This is a genomic window from Chlorobium sp., assembly GCF_049593655.1.
In the GTDB taxonomy this organism is placed as follows: domain Bacteria; phylum Bacteroidota; class Chlorobiia; order Chlorobiales; family Chlorobiaceae; genus Chlorobium.
In genome coordinates this window covers 1-16484 of record NZ_JBAWHG010000046.1, presented here as the reverse complement: position 1 = coordinate 16484, position 16484 = coordinate 1, and the positions used below count along the sequence as shown (strand labels likewise).

Annotated in this window: 20 protein-coding genes; 15 read left to right on the top strand and 5 right to left on the bottom strand. The window is 54.1% G+C overall.

Features of this window, described 5'->3' with window-relative positions; all coding sequences use genetic code 11:
• The first annotated feature begins 93 nt into the window (after nucleotides 1–93).
• The 11 genes from WBP50_RS07500 to WBP50_RS07450 all read left to right on the top strand — a co-directional run bounded on the left by WBP50_RS07500 (nucleotide 94) and on the right by WBP50_RS07450 (nucleotide 9861).
• Nucleotides 94–330: a sulfurtransferase TusA family protein gene (locus WBP50_RS07500; protein WP_423932962.1), complete on the top strand. Its 237-nt coding sequence runs from the start codon at nucleotides 94–96 to the stop codon at nucleotides 328–330.
• Nucleotides 331–346: 16 nt separating this feature from the next.
• Nucleotides 347–856 carry a sulfur carrier protein DsrE2 gene (gene dsrE2 / locus WBP50_RS07495; RefSeq protein ID WP_423932960.1) on the top strand — a complete coding sequence of 170 codons (510 nt, stop codon included), beginning with the start codon at nucleotides 347–349 and terminating at the stop codon, nucleotides 854–856.
• A 97-nt stretch (nucleotides 857–953) separates the two neighbouring features.
• Nucleotides 954–1724: an AAA family ATPase gene (locus tag WBP50_RS07490; RefSeq protein ID WP_423932957.1), complete on the top strand. Its 771-nt coding sequence runs from the start codon at nucleotides 954–956 to the stop codon at nucleotides 1722–1724.
• A gap of 421 nt (nucleotides 1725–2145) precedes the next feature.
• A complete protein-coding gene (locus WBP50_RS07485) occupies nucleotides 2146–3381 on the top strand; it encodes an ABC transporter substrate-binding protein (protein WP_423932956.1) in 1236 nt (411 codons plus the stop codon).
• Between the two features lie 150 nt (nucleotides 3382–3531).
• Complete coding sequence (locus WBP50_RS07480) at nucleotides 3532–4332, top strand: ABC transporter permease (protein WP_423932953.1); 801 nt, start codon at nucleotides 3532–3534, stop codon at nucleotides 4330–4332.
• Nucleotides 4333–4349: 17 nt separating this feature from the next.
• Nucleotides 4350–5162, top strand: coding sequence for an ABC transporter ATP-binding protein (locus tag WBP50_RS07475; RefSeq protein WP_423932951.1), 813 nt, complete (start codon nucleotides 4350–4352; stop codon nucleotides 5160–5162).
• Between the two features lie 32 nt (nucleotides 5163–5194).
• Nucleotides 5195–6004, top strand: coding sequence for an ABC transporter ATP-binding protein (locus WBP50_RS07470; protein ID WP_423932949.1), 810 nt, complete (start codon nucleotides 5195–5197; stop codon nucleotides 6002–6004).
• Between the two features lie 22 nt (nucleotides 6005–6026).
• On the top strand, nucleotides 6027–6773 hold the full coding sequence (locus WBP50_RS07465; protein WP_423932947.1) for a c-type cytochrome: 747 nt from the start codon (nucleotides 6027–6029) through the stop codon (nucleotides 6771–6773).
• Between the two features lie 56 nt (nucleotides 6774–6829).
• On the top strand, nucleotides 6830–8947 hold the full coding sequence (locus WBP50_RS07460; protein ID WP_423932944.1) for a carbon monoxide dehydrogenase: 2118 nt from the start codon (nucleotides 6830–6832) through the stop codon (nucleotides 8945–8947).
• Between the two features lie 81 nt (nucleotides 8948–9028).
• A complete protein-coding gene (locus WBP50_RS07455) occupies nucleotides 9029–9220 on the top strand; it encodes a hypothetical protein (protein WP_423932942.1) in 192 nt (63 codons plus the stop codon).
• Complete coding sequence (locus WBP50_RS07450) at nucleotides 9220–9861, top strand: class I SAM-dependent methyltransferase (protein ID WP_423932940.1); 642 nt, start codon at nucleotides 9220–9222, stop codon at nucleotides 9859–9861. Before WBP50_RS07455 ends, WBP50_RS07450 begins: the two co-directional genes overlap by 1 nt.
• Before the next feature lie 381 nt (nucleotides 9862–10242).
• Here the strand turns inward: WBP50_RS07450 and WBP50_RS07445 are convergent, their stop codons facing one another.
• On the bottom strand, nucleotides 10243–10788 hold the full coding sequence (locus WBP50_RS07445; RefSeq protein WP_423932938.1) for a hypothetical protein: 546 nt from the start codon (nucleotides 10786–10788) through the stop codon (nucleotides 10243–10245).
• Between the two features lie 108 nt (nucleotides 10789–10896).
• Nucleotides 10897–11694 carry a class I SAM-dependent methyltransferase gene (locus tag WBP50_RS07440; protein WP_423932936.1) on the bottom strand — a complete coding sequence of 266 codons (798 nt, stop codon included), beginning with the start codon at nucleotides 11692–11694 and terminating at the stop codon, nucleotides 10897–10899.
• A gap of 333 nt (nucleotides 11695–12027) precedes the next feature.
• Here WBP50_RS07440 and WBP50_RS07435 point away from each other — a divergent pair, with 333 nt between their 5' ends.
• The gene (locus WBP50_RS07435) at nucleotides 12028–12513 is read left to right on the top strand and encodes a DUF4405 domain-containing protein (RefSeq protein ID WP_423932934.1); all 486 of its coding nucleotides are present in this window, start codon (nucleotides 12028–12030) and stop codon (nucleotides 12511–12513) included.
• A 108-nt stretch (nucleotides 12514–12621) separates the two neighbouring features.
• Here the strand turns inward: WBP50_RS07435 and WBP50_RS07430 are convergent, their stop codons facing one another.
• Genes WBP50_RS07430 through WBP50_RS07420 form a run of 3 tightly spaced genes read right to left on the bottom strand, consistent with a single transcriptional unit; the run spans nucleotide 12622 to nucleotide 13661 of the window.
• Nucleotides 12622–12894: a hypothetical protein gene (locus WBP50_RS07430; RefSeq protein ID WP_423932932.1), complete on the bottom strand. Its 273-nt coding sequence runs from the start codon at nucleotides 12892–12894 to the stop codon at nucleotides 12622–12624.
• 60 nt (nucleotides 12895–12954) lie between these two features.
• A complete protein-coding gene (locus WBP50_RS07425) occupies nucleotides 12955–13173 on the bottom strand; it encodes a hypothetical protein (RefSeq protein WP_423932930.1) in 219 nt (72 codons plus the stop codon).
• Nucleotides 13174–13187: 14 nt separating this feature from the next.
• Nucleotides 13188–13661 (bottom strand): hypothetical protein, encoded by a 474-nt coding sequence (locus WBP50_RS07420; RefSeq protein WP_423932929.1) that lies wholly within the window; start codon nucleotides 13659–13661, stop codon nucleotides 13188–13190.
• Between the two features lie 281 nt (nucleotides 13662–13942).
• Between WBP50_RS07420 and WBP50_RS07415 the strand changes: the two genes are divergently transcribed.
• The 3 genes from WBP50_RS07415 to WBP50_RS07405 all read left to right on the top strand — a co-directional run.
• Complete coding sequence (locus WBP50_RS07415) at nucleotides 13943–14305, top strand: hypothetical protein (RefSeq protein ID WP_423932927.1); 363 nt, start codon at nucleotides 13943–13945, stop codon at nucleotides 14303–14305.
• 2 nt (nucleotides 14306–14307) lie between these two features.
• Nucleotides 14308–15834 (top strand): DNA cytosine methyltransferase, encoded by a 1527-nt coding sequence (locus WBP50_RS07410; RefSeq protein ID WP_423932925.1) that lies wholly within the window; start codon nucleotides 14308–14310, stop codon nucleotides 15832–15834.
• A 190-nt stretch (nucleotides 15835–16024) separates the two neighbouring features.
• The coding region (locus WBP50_RS07405; protein WP_423932922.1) for an ATP-binding protein at nucleotides 16025–16484 on the top strand (460 nt) is incomplete at its 3' end.

The window sequence follows — 16484 nt, the reverse complement described above, 5'->3', positions numbered from 1 at the left end:
TTATATAATTGTCTGGTTATATAGTTTTATTTGTTGCGGCAATATCGCAACCGCTTACCCCGAAACAACATACTTAACTTCAAGGAGGCATCAATGTCTGAAATAACTGCCAACCGTACGCTCGATTGCTCCGGGATGAACTGCCCGCTGCCGATCCTGAAGACCAAGAAAGAGGTCGATCAGATGCAGAGCGGTGAAATTCTGAAAATGATCTCGACGGATTCCGGTTCGGCAAACGACATGACTTCGTGGGCGAACAGAACGGGACACAAAATCGTCGGCAGCAGCACCGAAGGCGGAACCTATACTTTCTACATCCAGAAATCCTGACCGGGAGAAAACCACTATGGCCGACACAAAAAAACTTGCCATCATCGCCTCCAAAGGCACGCTCGACTGGGCCTATCCTCCATTCATCCTCGCTTCGGCGGCGGCGGCCATGGATATGGAAGCGGTGCTCTTTTTTACCTTTTACGGTCTTCCGCTGCTGAAAAAAGAGATCGATCTCAAGGTCACTCCTGTCGGCAATCCGGCAATGCCGATGAAAATGCCGTTCGGCAGCAAGGAGTTCCAGGGCTTCGACTGGCCCATCCCGAATATCATCTCCGGCAACGTTCCCGGATTCGACACCATGGCCACCATGCTCATGAAGGAAACCTTCAAGAAGAAAGGTGTGGCCACCATCGAGCAGCTTCGCGAGATGTGCCAGGAGAGCGGCGTCCGCTTCATCGCCTGCCAGATGACCATGGATGTTTTCGGTTTCGAACGCAAGGATTTCATTGACGGCGTCGAGTACGGCGGTGCGGCCATGTTCCTTGAATACGCCGCCGATGCGAACATGTCCCTGTTTATCTGAGCTTTTCTGATTCCGGTTTTCACTTCTGCCGGCAGGCTTTTGGCCGATTCCGGCATTTTTATCCGTCATGTAACGTTTTCTGCAGGGAGTTTATCCTATGAAAATAGCGATCAGCGGAAAAGGAGGCGTCGGAAAAACCACCATCAGCTCCATGATAGCTCTTGGTCTTGCCGTGCGGGGAAAAACGGTGCTTGCCATCGATGCAGATCCCAACGGCAGCCTTGCGGAGGCGCTCGGCTGCGACCAGGAAAAAAACGGGAGGATAACGCCGCTTATCGAGCAGAAACAGCTTATCGAAGAGCGCACCGGCTCCAGGCCGGGGGATATGGGCGGATATTTCGTACTCAACCCCAGAGTCGACGATCTCGTCGAAAAATTTTCCATAGAGGTTAACGGCATACGGGTGATCGTGATGGGGGGGCTGAAAGAGGCACTCAGCGGATGCTACTGTTCCGAAAACGCGCTCCTGCGATCCTTTCTCAGGCATCTGATGGTCGAGAGGGATGAATGGGTGATTCTCGATATGGAAGCAGGATTCGAGCATCTGACCAGAGGAACGGCCCAGTCGGTTGACCTGCTGCTCATTGTGGTGGAACCCGGCAGCCGTTCGATCAGCACGGCAAAAAAACTGACCGCTCTTGCCCGTCAGGCCGGTATACCTGACATCGGCTATATCTTCAACAAGCTCTACAGCGGCGACCAGATCCGGGAGATTTCGACCCTGCTTGGCTCCGCGGACATCCGGGCGGCGATTCCCTTCGACGACAAGGCGGTCGAGGCCGATCTTAAGGGTGCGGCCCCCTACGCGGCCTGTCCCGAAACGAAAGCCCATATCGACAGGCTGCTTGATGGTTTCGATCTTCTCTGAGACCGCCTTTTTCCCTCGTTACGGGTATGGTAACAATTGTTATTTTTCTTTTGTTTTTATCATGTATCGTAATTAAATTACATGCGGATTCAGTTATATAGGTAAAGATTTTCGCCTGTTCAGTAGCACCCCCCTGCAGTAAGCCGTTTCAGCCTTGTCAAATACCATACTCCGGATTTTCGCGGCGAGGTAATCCTCACCATCGCCATTCAATAGTTTTCAGCTTTTTTTACCGGCGCTCTTAACGATTGTTATTGCTGCCGGCCCTTTGCAGTTTGCCGGTCGGAAACCGTTCCGTCCCTGCTGTGCCGGATTCATGAGCGCCCCCTCGGGGATGCCTGTGGCATCTTGCGCGCCCGGGAGCCGCATCTCATTTCGATAAAGCCTGTAACCATCCGTAACCGTAATAAAGGAGGACGTCATGAGCAAGGAGAAAAACGTTTCGAACCGCAGGGATTTTCTGAAAACTTCCGCAATCGGTCTTGGCGCCGTGCTTGGCGGATACCCGCTGCTTCAGGGGTGCTCCAGAAGTCCGGAGTCCTCCGGTTCCTCCGGCAAGGCAGCCTCGAAAAAAGTGACCAGCTGCTATCTGCCGATCACCGACGCAACGCCGATCATTCTCGCTCACGAGCTCGGCTACTACAGGGAGCTCGGTCTGGAGTCCGACAAGCCCGTACTGATCCGGGGGTGGGCCCCGATGGCCGAAGCGTTCATGGCTGGTCGGTTCAACCTTACCCATCTTCTGGCTCCGATTCCGATATACATGCGATACAGCAAGAAGTTTCCGGTCAAGGTTGTCGCCTGGGATCACATCAACGGTTCGGCGATAACGGCAGGCAAGGAGAGCGGCATCAACTCCTATGCCGACCTCGGCGGCAAGCAGATCGCCATCCCCTACTGGTACTCCATGCATAACATCATCATACAGATGATCGCCCGCGAGTACGGCATCGAAACGGTCATCCAGAGCAAGACCGCCCCCCTCGGCAAGAAGCAGATGAACCTCTTCGTCATGGCGCCTCCTGATATGCCCACCGCCATGGCCTCGAAGGCTATCGACGGCTACATCGTCGCCGAGCCGTTCAACGCCGCAGGCGAGCTGCTCGCAAACGGTAAAATCGTCCGTTTTACCGGCGACGTATGGAAAAACCACCCCTGCTGCGTGGCCGTCATGAACGAGAAGGACCTCGAAGATCGCGAGTGGTCGCACAAGGTTATACAGGCGCTTGTCAAGGCGGAGCTCTGGGCCCTGAACAACGCCGAGCAGGCTGCGCACATCCTTTCGAAAGACGGAGCCCGGTACCTGCCACTGCCGGAAAAAATCGTCAAGCGGGCCATGATGAAATACGATCTGGAGACCTACGGAGCCAACGGAGGCACCGGGGCTATCCAGCATCCGGAATGGCAGACGAAACGGCTCTCCTACGAACCCTACCAGTTCGAGTCGGCTACCCGCCATATCGTGGAGATGATGAAGCTGACCAAAATGGAAGGCGACGTCGGCTTCCTGCAATCCCTGGATCCGTCCAAAGTGCACAGCGAGCTTATGTATACCGCCGGAGTCGAGGCTGCAGCCGCGGAACTCGGAGGACTCTCGCTGTTTGCCGGTGTCAATGCGAAGATGCCGACCGTCAGGGAAGAGATCATCAAGGTATAGGGGGCGGCTGTTTCCTCCGGGCCGTCGCACTGCCGGACCCGGCAACCATGTTTGCAATCGAACGGATCGTTACCGGCGCACTTCGGCGCGCCGGCAGGATTCCCGTTGCTATTCCACGGCATCTACCCGAAAACCATTTTTTCTGAGGCTATGGCAAAACAAAACGACACCCGTCAAAAAAACAGTTCCGGGTTCATGGCCCTTGTCGCCGACAGGAGCTTTTATGTGCTCGGCGTGATTCTTTTCATGATCGTCTGGCAGATCGCGGCATCGCTCAGGCTGTTCGGCGCCGATTTCAGCGAGGCCTTCTCCCCACTGGCGGCAATACTGGCTCTCATCGAGATGATCAAAAACGGTGAACTCATCCACCACGCCCTGCCAAGTCTTCGCAGGGTACTCCTGGGTCTTTCTCTTGCCGTCGTGGTCGCTCTTCCGATCGGGGTGCTGGTCGGCTATTTCAAGAGAGTCGAGCAGCTGACCTATGTGGTTTTCCAGTTCATGCGCATGATTTCTCCCCTTGCGTGGATGCCGATAGCCATCATCATTTTCGGCGTCGGCGACGTTTCCGTGGTTTTTCTGCTCTGGCTTGTAGCCATCTGGCCGCTTATTCTCAACACCTCCCACGGTGCGGGCAGGGTCAGTCCGCTCTGGGTGAACATGGCCAAAACCATGGGGGCCATGGATATGGGCATTCTCCGCAAGGTCGTCATTCCCGCCGCGGTGCCCGACATGCTGACCGGGCTGCGGCTTGCCGTAGGGGTGAGCTGGATTATTCTCGTTCCTGCAGAAATGCTCGGAGTCCCCGACGGCCTGGGTTATTTCATTCTCGATACCCGCGACCGGTTCCGTTACGATCAGCTCATGGCGACCATCATGGCCATCGGCATGATCGGCTATCTGCTCGATTCGGCCAACAGGTGGCTTATCCACAAGTTTTCATGGAAGAACTAACCGGCAGGGAGGCAATTATGACCACAGAACGCCCAGTGCTCATCAGCGTAAGGCAGGTGACGAAAACCTATAAAAAAAACGGCAGGGAGTTTCATGCCCTCCGGGACTGCTCCTTCGAGGTCATGAAGAACGAGTTTCTCGTTATCGTGGGTCCTACCGGCTGCGGGAAGTCTACCCTTCTGAACCTCATCGCCGGGCTTGATTTTCCGAGCGCGGGAACGATACTGCTCAACGGGGAACCGGTGAGCGGTCCCGGCGCGGACAGGGGTGTGATTTTCCAGGAGTATGCCCTGCTCCCGTGGCGGAGCGTCCTGAAGAACGTCGAGCTTGGTTTCGAGTTCAGAAAGAGCCCCATGAGCCGGAACGAAAAGGAGGCCGAAGCCATGAAGTATCTCGATATGGTCGGGCTTGGCTATGCGGTGAAAAAACATCCCGGAGAACTGTCCGGAGGCATGAAGCGAAGGGCGTCTCTCGCCATGATTCTTGCCATAAAGCCGGTGATCCTGCTCATGGACGGAGCCTTCAATGCGCTGGACTCGAAAACGAAGATGACCATGCACCAGGAGATAACCCGCATCTGGGAAACCGAAAAAAACACGATTGTTTTCGTTACCTCCGATCTCGACGAGGCGGTAAAGCTGGCCGACCGGATCGTCGTGCTCAACCGCGAGGGGTCGATAGAGGCCGTGCTCCAGAACGAACTGCCCCGTCCGCGTCTCGGCAGCGCCTCCCGCGACCTCGATTTCCATCACCGGTTCATCGCGTTCCGCGAAACGGTCATGAATGTCATAAAAAAGGATGCAGGACTGAGAACCTGCGCGATCAGTTAACACTCCAGCACCATCAGGACATGATTACATCGATGAACGGGATTTCTTCGCAAGAGAAGCCGCTGCTTGAGCTTCGGGATGTTTCGAAAACCTTCATGAAGGACGGCGCCGAGTTCCGGGTGCTCGAAAAGGTGAACCTCAGCATCAATGAAGGCGAGTTCGTCTGCATCCTTGGTCCTACCGGGTGCGGCAAGTCGGTAACGCTGCAGATCGTCGCCGGACTGCTCGAACAGTCATCGGGCAGCGTCATTCTCGACGGAAAGGAGGAGCGCGGCCCTGGGCCTCACAAGGGGATGGTCTTTCAGGAGTATGCGCTCCTGCCCTGGCGGAGCGTCGTCGAAAACGTGGAGCTCGGCCTCGAACTGAAAGGAATCGCAAAAAAAGAGCGCCGCAAAATCGCGGAGGAACAGCTTGAGCTTGTGGGCCTCAAGGGCTCCGAGTCGAGAATGGTGCACGAGATATCCGGAGGGATGCGTCAGCGCGCTGCCATCGCAAGGGCATTGGCGAACCGCCCGAAAATCCTTCTGATGGACGAACCGTTCGAGGCGCTCGACGCGCTCACCAAGGAGGAGATGCAGATCCAGATTCTCAAGGCGTGGGAAAAAACCCGCACAACCATCTTTTTTGTAACCCACGACGTCGACGAGGCGATTTTTCTGTCCGACAAACTCTGCGTCATGGATATCAACCCCGGCAGGGTGAAGAAAATCATCACCAATACCCTGCCACGCCCGCGTCATGAACTGGTCTGCCGGACGGACAGTGCGTTCTGCGCGATTCGCGATCAGATCATCCAGCTCTACTCCTCGCTCAAGGACGAAGATCTCGACCTGGTTTTTTAACGGACAAAGTCACCTGACCGCCATGAGAAAACACACTGACAGGAACCGCCGTTTTACGGCCGCCGTCCTCTGCGGCGCGCTCATACTCTCCTCGTTCCTTTCCGGCTGCACCGGAAAAAAAACGGAGGAGCCTTTACGGGAAAACCGCTCCGGGCCTGAGACCTCCGATGCGGCGCATCCGATGGACGGGCTCCGGCTCTATCTCGGCTACTGCTTCATCTGCCACGGGCAGACCGGCAGAGGCGACGGCCCTTACGCCGCGTCCCTCTCGGCGCGTCCGGCGGATCTTACCGACAAGGGGTATTTCGACAAAAAAACCGATCAGGAAATCTACGACTTTATCAGCAGGGGCGGCATCGCCCACGGCAAGTCGATACACATGCGTCCTTTCGGCATGCAGCTTACCCGCCGGCAGATCATGGATCTTGTGGCCTATGTCAGGGTGCTCAACGAGGGGCGTCCGGTCGATCTGGAAAAAGCTTCAGGAAACACCGCAGACGACATCTACGGGATGTCCTGCATCATGTGCCACGGGCGGGACGGAGAGGGTGACGGCGAAATCTCCAGAAAACTCGGCATAACCATACGACCGCTCGGCAGCAGGGCCGTGCAGTCAATGAGCGACCGGGAGCTGGAAACCATCATTTCGGGAGGCATTGCCGGCACGTCGAGGCCCAGCGCACGCTATATGCCCGCCTGGAGCAACAGTCTCACCGACGAACAGATCCTTCAGCTCGTCGCGTATATCCGGGCGCTGGCACAACCCTGACCCGCTCACGGGGAATGGAGTCGCCACTCAATGAATCATTAAAGAGCAATGGACTTATGGCCGACGAAAAAGTGTACTGTTACGACGATGAGCTGACCGGCTCGCGCAATGCACCTCCCTACCAGCCGGGAATGCCGATGAAAGACCGGATCAGGCTTGTGCATCGTCTCAACTACAGCAAGGAAGAGGTTGTAAAGCATACCGCCAACAAAGCCGTTGCGGAAATGGTGGAGCATATGCAGAAGGAGGGGATCAGCAACACCTTCGACCGCTTTCTGCAGCAGCATCCCCAGTGCGGATACGGCCTGACCGGCGCCTGCTGTGCCTTCTGCTCCTACGGACCCTGCCGGGTGACCGAAAAAGCCCCGCTTTCGGTATGTGGCAAGGATGTCGATCTTATCGTCGCAGGCAATGCGCTCCGCCGCCTCGCCTCCGGCATGGCGGCCCACGGCGCTCATGCCCGGGAGGTATTCATCGCCCTGAAAGCCGCCGCTGAAGGCAGTGCCCCCATTCCGTTGAAATGCCCGGAAAAGGGGGTCGCCGTGGCCCGCCTGCTCGGCATCGCAACCGAAGGGAAAAGCATCGAAAAGATATGCGGTGAAATCGCCGACATCTTTATCGACGATCTCCAGCGATCCTTGCCGAAACACCACGCGACGCTGCACGCACTGGCCCCGAAAGAGCGCGCGGAACTATGGGAAAAGCTCGGTATCGTGCCCATCAGCGCCTACCATGAGTGTTTCGAGGTCAACAACCTTACCAGCCACGGCACCGATTCCGATTTTGAAAGCCATATGCAGGCGTTCCTTCGCACGGTGCTGGCCTATGCCATTACCACGGTAGTCTCGACATCCCTGGCTACCGACATCGTCTACGGCCTTCCCCGGCGTTCAAAGCTCAACGTCAATCTCGGCAGTATCGCAACCAGGGGTTGCGTGAACATAGGCATCAACGGGCATGCGCCCATGGTCGCCTTCGCCATCTGCGATATCGTCGGTACGCCAGGGATCATGGAAAAAGTGAAAGCCGTCGGAGCGGAGGATATCAGACTCTACGGCATGTGCTGTACAGGAGGGGAGTTCATCGAGCGTGATCTGGGCATCCCGCTGGTCGCCATGGCCTCGTCGGCCGAAATGGCCGTGGCGACGGGAGCGTTCGAGGCAATCGTCGTCGACCAGCAGGATGTGCTGCCGGGCATGATGCATGTGGCGCGTCAGTTCCACACCAAAGTCATCACCACCTCTCCATCAGGAAGAAAGGAGGGCGCCATCGTGCTGGAACTCGACTACTATCTGAAGAATCTCGACAGAATCTATGAACTGGCCGAAGAGATTCTCGATATCGCCATCGCCAACTACCGGAACCGCGATGCCGCCAGAATCCACGTCCCGAACATCAGGGCGAAGGTCGAACTCGGGTTCAGCGCCGAAGAGGTGATGAAGCTTTTCAACGGGTCGATGCCCGACAAAAAGATACACGGCCTGGCCGCGCTCCTGAAAGCAGGCAACATAAGGGGGATTGTGAACTTCGGTTCATGCGGCAACATCCGGGGAGCCGTGTTCGAACGGAACCAGATCATCATCGCCAAACAACTGATTAAAAACGACGTGCTGGTAACGGCCCACGGATGCTCGGGAATGGGTCTCCTCTTTGCAGGACTTGCGCACCCCGAAGCCTCGGTGCTGTGCGGCGCAGGGCTGAAGGCGGTCGTCGAGGCGAAGGCTATTCCGCCGGTGCTCCATGTCGGGGCGTGTACCGACAGCACGAGGGCAAGCCAGATCATGGCATACACCGCCAATGCCGCCGGAGTTCAGAATCCCGCCATGCCCTTTGCCATGGTCGCCGCCGACCCGGCTGCCGAGAAAACCATGGGGGCTCGTTACGCATTTGTGCTTAACGGCATCGAGACCTACTCCTGCGTACAGGACAACACGCTGGCTTCCGACCGTTTCATCGATTACGTGAGCAACCGCCTGCGCTCGACAGTCGGGGCGGCCATGAACTGGAACCCCGATCCTTACCGAACAGCCGAAGATATCCTGCGTATGCTCGACAGGAAGCGGGAGGCACTCGGCTGGCCTGTTACGGAGTATGTGATTGGCACGAAAGAGGAGATAGAGGACCGCATTCCCGACACGGTAGAGATCGGCAGATCGTTCTGTGCGAACCTCTGAGCGGAAATATGGTCCGCAAAGCAGCGCTGCCGTTTCCGGCAGATTATCTACACAACCAAAGGAGTAAGGGAGGGAAGAGCTATGCTGTTCGACGTTGAAAAACAGGCCGCGCAACGCTGGATTGTGGAGGCGCACCGGGTATGCGAAGGATGTCCCTATTTCGGCATGGTTTCGGATGAACCCCCGTTCTGCATCATGCGCCAGAATCCGCCTGAGTGCACGATTGCCGGAATTGCCGGAAAATCCGGTACTCTGGTTCAGGAGAACTGCTGATGGGGAAGCCGGAAATTCCCGAACGCGATCCCCGCAGCCACTGGGACGCAATCTATTCGAACGCGGAGCCTTCCCGGCTGAGCTGGCACCAGCAGTTTCCCATCGAGTCTCTCGACCTCATCGAGGCTTCATGCGTCGACGCAGGAGCTCCAATCATCGATGTCGGGGGAGGCGCCTCGTCGCTTGCCGACTGCCTGCTGCACCGCGGCTACGGAAACATTACCGTACTCGACTGTTCGGAGGTGGCTCTCGACCAGGCAAGGCAGCGGCTCGGCTCCATGGCCGAAGAGATCCGCTGGCTGACCGGCGACGTCAGGAATTTCCGCACCGGCGAAAAATTCATGCTCTGGCACGACCGGGCGCTCTTCCATTTCATGGTCGATGCGTCGGACCGCAGAAAGTACCTTGAAACGCTCGATGCCTGCCTCGATGCGGAGGGCCATGTGGTGCTCGGCGCCTTTGCGCTCTGCGGACCCGGTACCTGCAGCGGTCTGGAGGTGATGCGCTTTGACGAGTCGCTCATATCCGAACTGTTCGCTCCCCGTTTCAGGATAGTGTCCACCATGTTTTCCCGGCATGAAACCCCGTCGGGTCAGCCGCAGGACTTCATGTTTTTTTATATGCAGAGAGTGAAGGAGTGAAGCCCGGACGTGCTGATGCGGTTCCGGTTCAGCGGAAAATCTTTTTTTGTTTTGTATTTCAATTATATAGTTATATAATACCGCTAAAGAGCGGACGCTTTGCGGTCCGCTCTTGCAGGGAGTGTTTTCGCATCGGCCTTTCCCTGAGGCCGCGTTTCAGGGAAAGGCCGATGCACGTGCTCAGGTGTTTAACCGTTTAGACAGGTGTTCCCGGCATTATGCAGTGGACTGAAACAACAGGGCCCGGTTCGTTTGACGATGCTCTCTCTCCGGATGTTTCCGGAAGGTCGGCTTTGCCGGCTTACAACGTGAAAGAGGCCCCTTATGGCACCTGAAAACCGTTCCGCACTTTTTTTCAGGTGCGCGGTCAAGCAGGCTCGCTCAGAGCCCGAGGGAATGGAAAAGGAGCGGCAAGGCACAGAGCCCAATGGCAATGTTGGTTGCTCCGCAGATTTTTGTGATGATTGCGTTCGGCTTGTACCAGGCAAAGGGAAGCAGAAAAGTCAGCACATTGATGAGCACCAGCACCGTGCCTAGCGGCCAGATTTTTCCGAGGAGGAACGCCTTGTAGCTGAACACAGCGGTCATGAAAAAGATGCCGATGAAGAAGTGCGCATAGACCTTTTTATCGCCGGGGTTGTAGAAATGCAATGCAACGACAACCCAGAAGAGGCCGTAGGTGGCAAAAATGGTTCCGACAAAAATACGTGATTCCGGCGGCATGCCGACATCGAAAAGGTAGAGCGAGAGTGCGGTGAAAATCTGTGCGACACCCCCGAACCAGAGGGCGACGTTGGCGAGATTCTTTCCCAGTTTTGCGTGGTCGGTTTCGCCGTCAATGCCCAGCCCCAGCTGCTCCAGGCCGAATACCCATACGGTAACCATCAGGCCGAAGACGCCGATTGCTTCCGGATTTACTGCATTCATCGGAATTTTTCTCCTTTTCTGTTAATGATTGATAGTATGCTTCATGCCGCATCGGTCACAATTGTTATCGACGCGAACTGCAGAATCTACGTTTTTTAACAGAAAAACTCAGCCGGTTTTTCGCTGCCGTGCCCGTGCGGCTTTCAGCGTGAGCGGCCATGCGACCGTCCTGCGGGAGTTGTCGTTCCAGTACGGAAAAAGCCTTTTTTCCAGGCCGGCCACGGGATCGCATCCGTTTTTGGCGATAAACCGGCTGACGGCGGACCAGGTTCTGATGTAGCCGAGCAGTTCCTCTCTTTTCCACGAAACGCTCATGCTGAAGGCAGGGTGCTTCAGTTCAGTCATCGGCAGTTCGATACCTGCATAGCCCGCATCGACCATCGACCGTTCTTCAGGCCAGTACGGGCCCATCTCGGAGTGATAAAACTCCTCTACAGTGGCGCCCGTTTCCGCACCTTCAACCGTAACCGGTCCGTATGCCCATACGGCAAGCACTCCTCCCGGAACGAGCACCCGCTCCGCTTCCCTGAAAAACCGCCCGATGTCGAACCAGTGCAGGGCCTGCGCAACCGTAACCAGATCGACGCTCCCGGATTCCATTCCTGAATTTTCGGCCGGAGCGGTCCGGTACTCGATACGGGGATGCGGCGCTGCGGCGGCTATCTGCTCATGGCTGGCGTCGGTTGCCGTGACGCGCCCGAAATGCCGGGCAAGACCGAGCGCGGCCTGTCCGGAGCCGGTCGCACAGTCCCATGCATGGCGACCTGACGGTGCGACCGATGCCAGCCACACGAAAAGCGCTTCCGGGTAGGAGGGGCGGAATGCCGCATAGTTTGCCGATACCCCTGAAAAGTGGTCATGGAATCCGGGGTTGTGCTTTCCGGTCGGTGTCGTTGGGGCGTCCACTGTTTCAAACGTGAATGTGGCTGGTAACGGTAACGTATTCTTTGAAAGCAAAATATGAAAACTTCCGAAATGCCGGAACGACCCTCTTCGTCAACGGCACGAAACCGAAACAACCCGCAGCGGTATCCTGCGCAAACTGGACGCTCAGCCTGCGGCATACATGCTGAGAGCGGCTCCGGTTTCTGCGATAGTATTGGTTATTACGGGCATTATGCGGAACCCGCACATGGTTCCGGTTCTTTTTGACGTCATATTGGCAGAGAGGGGCATCCCCAGTAACCACAACAGGTTTAAGAGATATAAATCATCACAAAAAGAGACAGGCAGACAATTATGAGCACATCAATGAGATCATGGGCCACCCCACTGGCCATCGGCAGTTTCATCATTCTGGCCGTTACCGGCATCCTTATGTTTTTCAAGATCGAAGGGGGCTACATCAAGCCGGTACACGAGTGGCTGAGCTGGCTGATGGTGGCTGGCGTCGTGCTGCACACCATCGCCAACTGGAAGGTATTCGTAGCCTACTTTTCGAAAATCCCGGCGGTCTCCATCATTTCGGTCGCGGTTGTCGTAACGGCGCTTGCGGTGTTCATGCCCGCTTCACGCAGCGAGAACCCGAGGGCGAAGATGATGAAATCAATCGAATCGGCCAGGCTCGAGACGGTAGCCGAACTCGCCGGAAAGGAGAGCGGCGAAATCATCGCGACCCTCGCAGGGAATGGCATCAGCGTAAGCGATCCGTCCATGACCATCCGCCAGATCGCCAAGGCGAACCAGAAGAAGGAGATGGATGTGCTCGGGCTGGTGTTCAGATGAGCCGCAGCTATCCAGTACGTTTAAAGCCGGGCATCGTCCCGGCTTTTTTTATTTCGGTTTCTAACGTGATAAAGGAGCGGGCACTCGGATATGTGATTGCGGGTGGAGTTAATCCGGCATGGGAATGAGCCTGTCAAGTCCGGTTTCCACAAGAAAGATTTTCTGCATAAATCCGTAGATGTCCACGCCGCATTTATCGCAGACGCGGAATGCACTTGCCATATCCCGGTTATTAGCCATGGCTTCTTGTTCCGTGTACGTTGGCTGTCCGGTTTCGAGGTTGACATAGTTCCGGAAATCGTCATCAGGATGAAGGCTGACGCCGTTACGGATCACGGTTCCGGCAAATTCCGCAACATCATCAAGGTTCTCGATTCTCATTGTTATCTCCTGTTTCATTGGTTCAGGATAGCTGATGTAACTGTATTGTCATTATCGGGGTTACTTCCTCCTCTGAACAGTCTCAAGAATGGCGTCCTTTCCTTTTTCGGAATACATGATGGTCCGTCCAAAAATCATGTAATGTTCAGGGGTCTTCAGTTTGGGCTGATACTCGTATTTTCCTGATTTTCTTCCTGCTCGCATGTTGAAGAGAGTTTGCCTGCTGAGCCCCGAAAGGCTCATTATTTCTGCTTCCGTATAGTTTTTTTCTTCGCCCATTGATGTTGCAGGTGTCAGTCGGCTGTTTTTCCTGCCGATGGTGGCAGATAGGCGTCATTGAAAAGCGTATAACCTGCTCTTTCAAGCAGCGGGAGTTCATGTTCCCTTGCGCCGATGACCTTGTTGATGAGTACGGCAGGATATGGTTCTTCCTTTTCTATGGTACTGCTGATCAGGGTATAATCCCGGTTGTCCAGGGCTGCTGATGCGTTTCTGTCTTCAATGAGGGTTCTTCCAAATGCAAGTAAGCGCACTGCTTCAATAAAGTCCGCTTCAACAGCATCCATGTCGCCCCGCATTCCGAGATATTCCCGGTCATAACGCTCTTCAATCCGGTATTTGCTGATGGCAAGAGAGAGATCGAGGTCACCTGTTTCAATGGCCAGATCCTCGATACCGTCAACGAGATCTCCTAACGTCGTTTCAGGCTCGTTTTCGTAGTGGTAAAGACGTTCGGCTATCAGCTGCGCAGTTGACGGTTTTTTCATGGCTTTCCTGTTTCGTGTCGCTGATGAAACGGTTTTTTTTTGTACACGCAAGGATTACTTTTATTGTAACGCTTTTGTTTACAATATGCAAACAAAATAATCCCATTTTCAGGGCTCTTGAGGCAAGTGATCTGATTGCCTGTTATTCCCGATCAGCAGCAGCGTCCGGGGATGGTGCGCAGGATCTATAAGCACAATGTGGCGTTGGATTTCTTTCATCATGGAACGCCGATAGAGATTATCTGTATATTGAGTCATTTTATGGGGGTGTTCCGGGATGAATGCCTAAATTCATGAACTGGTTTATGTGTCTGGGTCATGCCCGAGAGGTCATCTGCAAGAAGCAGGAGGATTACAATGTCATCCATCAGCATAACGGATTAGGACGTCTGACGCCTGAAGAATTTATGGTTTCAGCAAACGGATTTTTGCCAACAAGAAGTGGTCTATTAAACGGGAGAACGTCCAAGTATATAGAGGCTCATCACATAAAACCTGCTTCCGAATATCAGGAAAGCTCTGCGTTTGCTGAGGCAGATATGGAGCTGCTTTCCCAAAATTGTCATAGAGCGTTTCATATTTACATGAAGATTACTCCTCTGGAGTATCGTGTTATCAAGGAACGACTAAAAAATCGTTGTTAAGGTTGAATAAATCCATTGCCGTTATTGATCTGTTTGCTGGTCCGGGCGGGCTCGGCGAGGGCTTTTCTGCCTTTACAAGACCTGAGCTGGATCGCCCTTTTCGGATAAGGCTTTCTATAGAGAAAGACTATTTTGCGCACAGAACGCTTCGGTTACGGAGTTTCTTTCGTCAGTTTTCTGCAAAAAAGGCACCAGAAGACTACTACAGATATCTAAGGGGTGAAATTGATTTTACTGCGCTTAGCAAGAGATATCCCTGCGAAATGGAGGCCGCTAATCAGGAGTCCTGGCATGCCGAACTTGGGGTTACTGACCAGAATGCTGTTGATCAGCGAATAGCCACGGCCCTTGGGGGAGCTAATAAGTGGATCTTGATCGGGGGACCGCCCTGCCAGGCATATTCTCTTGTTGGCAGATCCCGCAATGGTGGCACTAATCCGGATGATGCACGGCTTTATCTTTACAGGGAATATCTGAGAATTATTGCCATGCATTCACCGGCAGTCTTTATCATGGAGAATGTCAAAGGCTTGCTTTCGTCTCGAATCAATAATGAGCTTATTTTCGATAAAATTCTCAGCGATCTTCGTTGCCCGACGAGAGCGATCAATAACTCACCAGCAATTCCGTCTGAAAATGAATACAATTTGTTTTCACTGGTGAACAGATCATCAGAAACGGCCAGTGGCTGGAAAGAACTTGACCCTAGAGATTTCATCATCAGATCTGAGGAATACGGTATTCCTCAGACACGTCATAGAGTTATCGTTTTAGGGGTCAGAAAGAACGTATCCACTTCAGGTGTCGGTGTTCTGACGCCATCCGAGTCGCAGGTGACAAGTGAGATTCTTAAGGGTCTGCCTCATTTGAGAAGCGGGCTTTCAAAAGTAAAAGACAACGGGGTTGCATGGAGGGCTGCTCTGGCACAGTATCCAGTACATTCTAAGGATTCAGTATCGAAACTGGTTTGGGGTGTCATTGGAAAAATGCCACATGAGGAATGTGCTCGAGGGGCGGATTTTATTGGCACTCCTGCGGGTCAGATGAGTGCCGATCTTTCATCATGGTTTATTGATGATCGCATATGCGGAGTATGCAATCATAGTTCAAGAGGTCATATGGCTGAAGATTTGCACAGGTACCTGTTTACGGCTTGTTATGCGCAGATTAATGGCCGCTCTCCGACACTTCAGGAGTTTCCTCAGGAATTGCTGCCACGTCATAAAAATGTCAGTAAAGCAATAAACGGAGGATATTTTGAAGACAGGTTTCGAGTTCAGGTCGGGTCACGACCGTCTACGACTATAACAAGTCACATCGCTAAGGACGGTCATTATTATATCCACCCGGATCCATCACAATGCAGAAGTCTGACCGTAAGGGAAGCTGCCAGATTACAGACATTTCCGGATAACTATTTTTTTGAAGGGCCCCGTACGGAGCAGTACAAACAGGTTGGAAATGCTGTTCCGCCCTTACTGGCAAGACAGATTGCCCAAATCGTTTTTGAAGTGCTCCATGCGGGTTAGTGCCTGATCAGAAGATCGTGAGGCTTTATCAGCAATGTCCCGAGATATCGGGTTGAGATGTCGGTGTTTGATCCGAGAGGTCTTCCAAACGCCATCACATAAGCACAATTTTCCGGTAATGCGGTTATTGCTGTCGGGCATTCAGTGATAATCGAGGTTTTCGTTGTATCAGGTTATCAGGATAGTAGATATGAGCAACATGACAAATCAGATTTCAATACCTCCACGGCCGTCAGTATTGCTGGATTCCCTGAGGAATATCGGCTATACGATTGAGACAGCTTTGGCTGATATAATTGATAATAGTATTACGGCTGAAGCGGGCGAAATATCAGTCAGGTTTTTATGGGATGGAAACCACTCATGGATTGCTATTTCCGATGACGGATGCGGCATGACTCAAATTGAACTTCAGGCAGCCATGCGTTTTGGAAGTATGTCACCAAATTTGCCTCGCGAGCGAGATGATCTTGGCAGATTCGGTCTGGGAATGAAGACCGCATCAATATCACAATGCCGTAGGGTTACAGTCTGCTCAAAGTGTAACGGGGAACTTAACGCCTGTGAATGGGACCTGGATCGGATTTTCAGTGATCCTTCCGATAGTTGGTCAATTGGGGTGATGGATGGGGAGGCCGTCGCCTCTGATG

Excerpts from the sequence above, each read along its gene's own strand:
- WBP50_RS07500 (WP_423932962.1), top strand. The coding sequence starts at position 94 with ATGTCTGAAATAACTGCCAACCGTACGCTCGATTGCTCCGGGATGAAC.
- dsrE2 (WP_423932960.1), top strand. The coding sequence starts at position 347 with ATGGCCGACACAAAAAAACTTGCCATCATCGCCTCCAAAGGCACGCTC.
- WBP50_RS07490 (WP_423932957.1), top strand. The coding sequence starts at position 954 with ATGAAAATAGCGATCAGCGGAAAAGGAGGCGTCGGAAAAACCACCATC.
- WBP50_RS07485 (WP_423932956.1), top strand. The coding sequence starts at position 2,146 with ATGAGCAAGGAGAAAAACGTTTCGAACCGCAGGGATTTTCTGAAAACT.
- WBP50_RS07480 (WP_423932953.1), top strand. The coding sequence starts at position 3,532 with ATGGCAAAACAAAACGACACCCGTCAAAAAAACAGTTCCGGGTTCATG.
- WBP50_RS07475 (WP_423932951.1), top strand. The coding sequence starts at position 4,350 with ATGACCACAGAACGCCCAGTGCTCATCAGCGTAAGGCAGGTGACGAAA.
- WBP50_RS07470 (WP_423932949.1), top strand. The coding sequence starts at position 5,195 with ATGAACGGGATTTCTTCGCAAGAGAAGCCGCTGCTTGAGCTTCGGGAT.
- WBP50_RS07465 (WP_423932947.1), top strand. The coding sequence starts at position 6,027 with ATGAGAAAACACACTGACAGGAACCGCCGTTTTACGGCCGCCGTCCTC.
- WBP50_RS07460 (WP_423932944.1), top strand. The coding sequence starts at position 6,830 with ATGGCCGACGAAAAAGTGTACTGTTACGACGATGAGCTGACCGGCTCG.
- WBP50_RS07455 (WP_423932942.1), top strand. The coding sequence starts at position 9,029 with ATGCTGTTCGACGTTGAAAAACAGGCCGCGCAACGCTGGATTGTGGAG.
- WBP50_RS07450 (WP_423932940.1), top strand. The coding sequence starts at position 9,220 with ATGGGGAAGCCGGAAATTCCCGAACGCGATCCCCGCAGCCACTGGGAC.
- WBP50_RS07445 (WP_423932938.1), bottom strand. The coding sequence starts at position 10,788 with ATGAATGCAGTAAATCCGGAAGCAATCGGCGTCTTCGGCCTGATGGTT.
- WBP50_RS07435 (WP_423932934.1), top strand. The coding sequence starts at position 12,028 with ATGAGCACATCAATGAGATCATGGGCCACCCCACTGGCCATCGGCAGT.
- WBP50_RS07430 (WP_423932932.1), bottom strand. The coding sequence starts at position 12,894 with ATGAGAATCGAGAACCTTGATGATGTTGCGGAATTTGCCGGAACCGTG.
- WBP50_RS07425 (WP_423932930.1), bottom strand. The coding sequence starts at position 13,173 with ATGGGCGAAGAAAAAAACTATACGGAAGCAGAAATAATGAGCCTTTCG.
- WBP50_RS07420 (WP_423932929.1), bottom strand. The coding sequence starts at position 13,661 with ATGAAAAAACCGTCAACTGCGCAGCTGATAGCCGAACGTCTTTACCAC.
- WBP50_RS07415 (WP_423932927.1), top strand. The coding sequence starts at position 13,943 with ATGCCTAAATTCATGAACTGGTTTATGTGTCTGGGTCATGCCCGAGAG.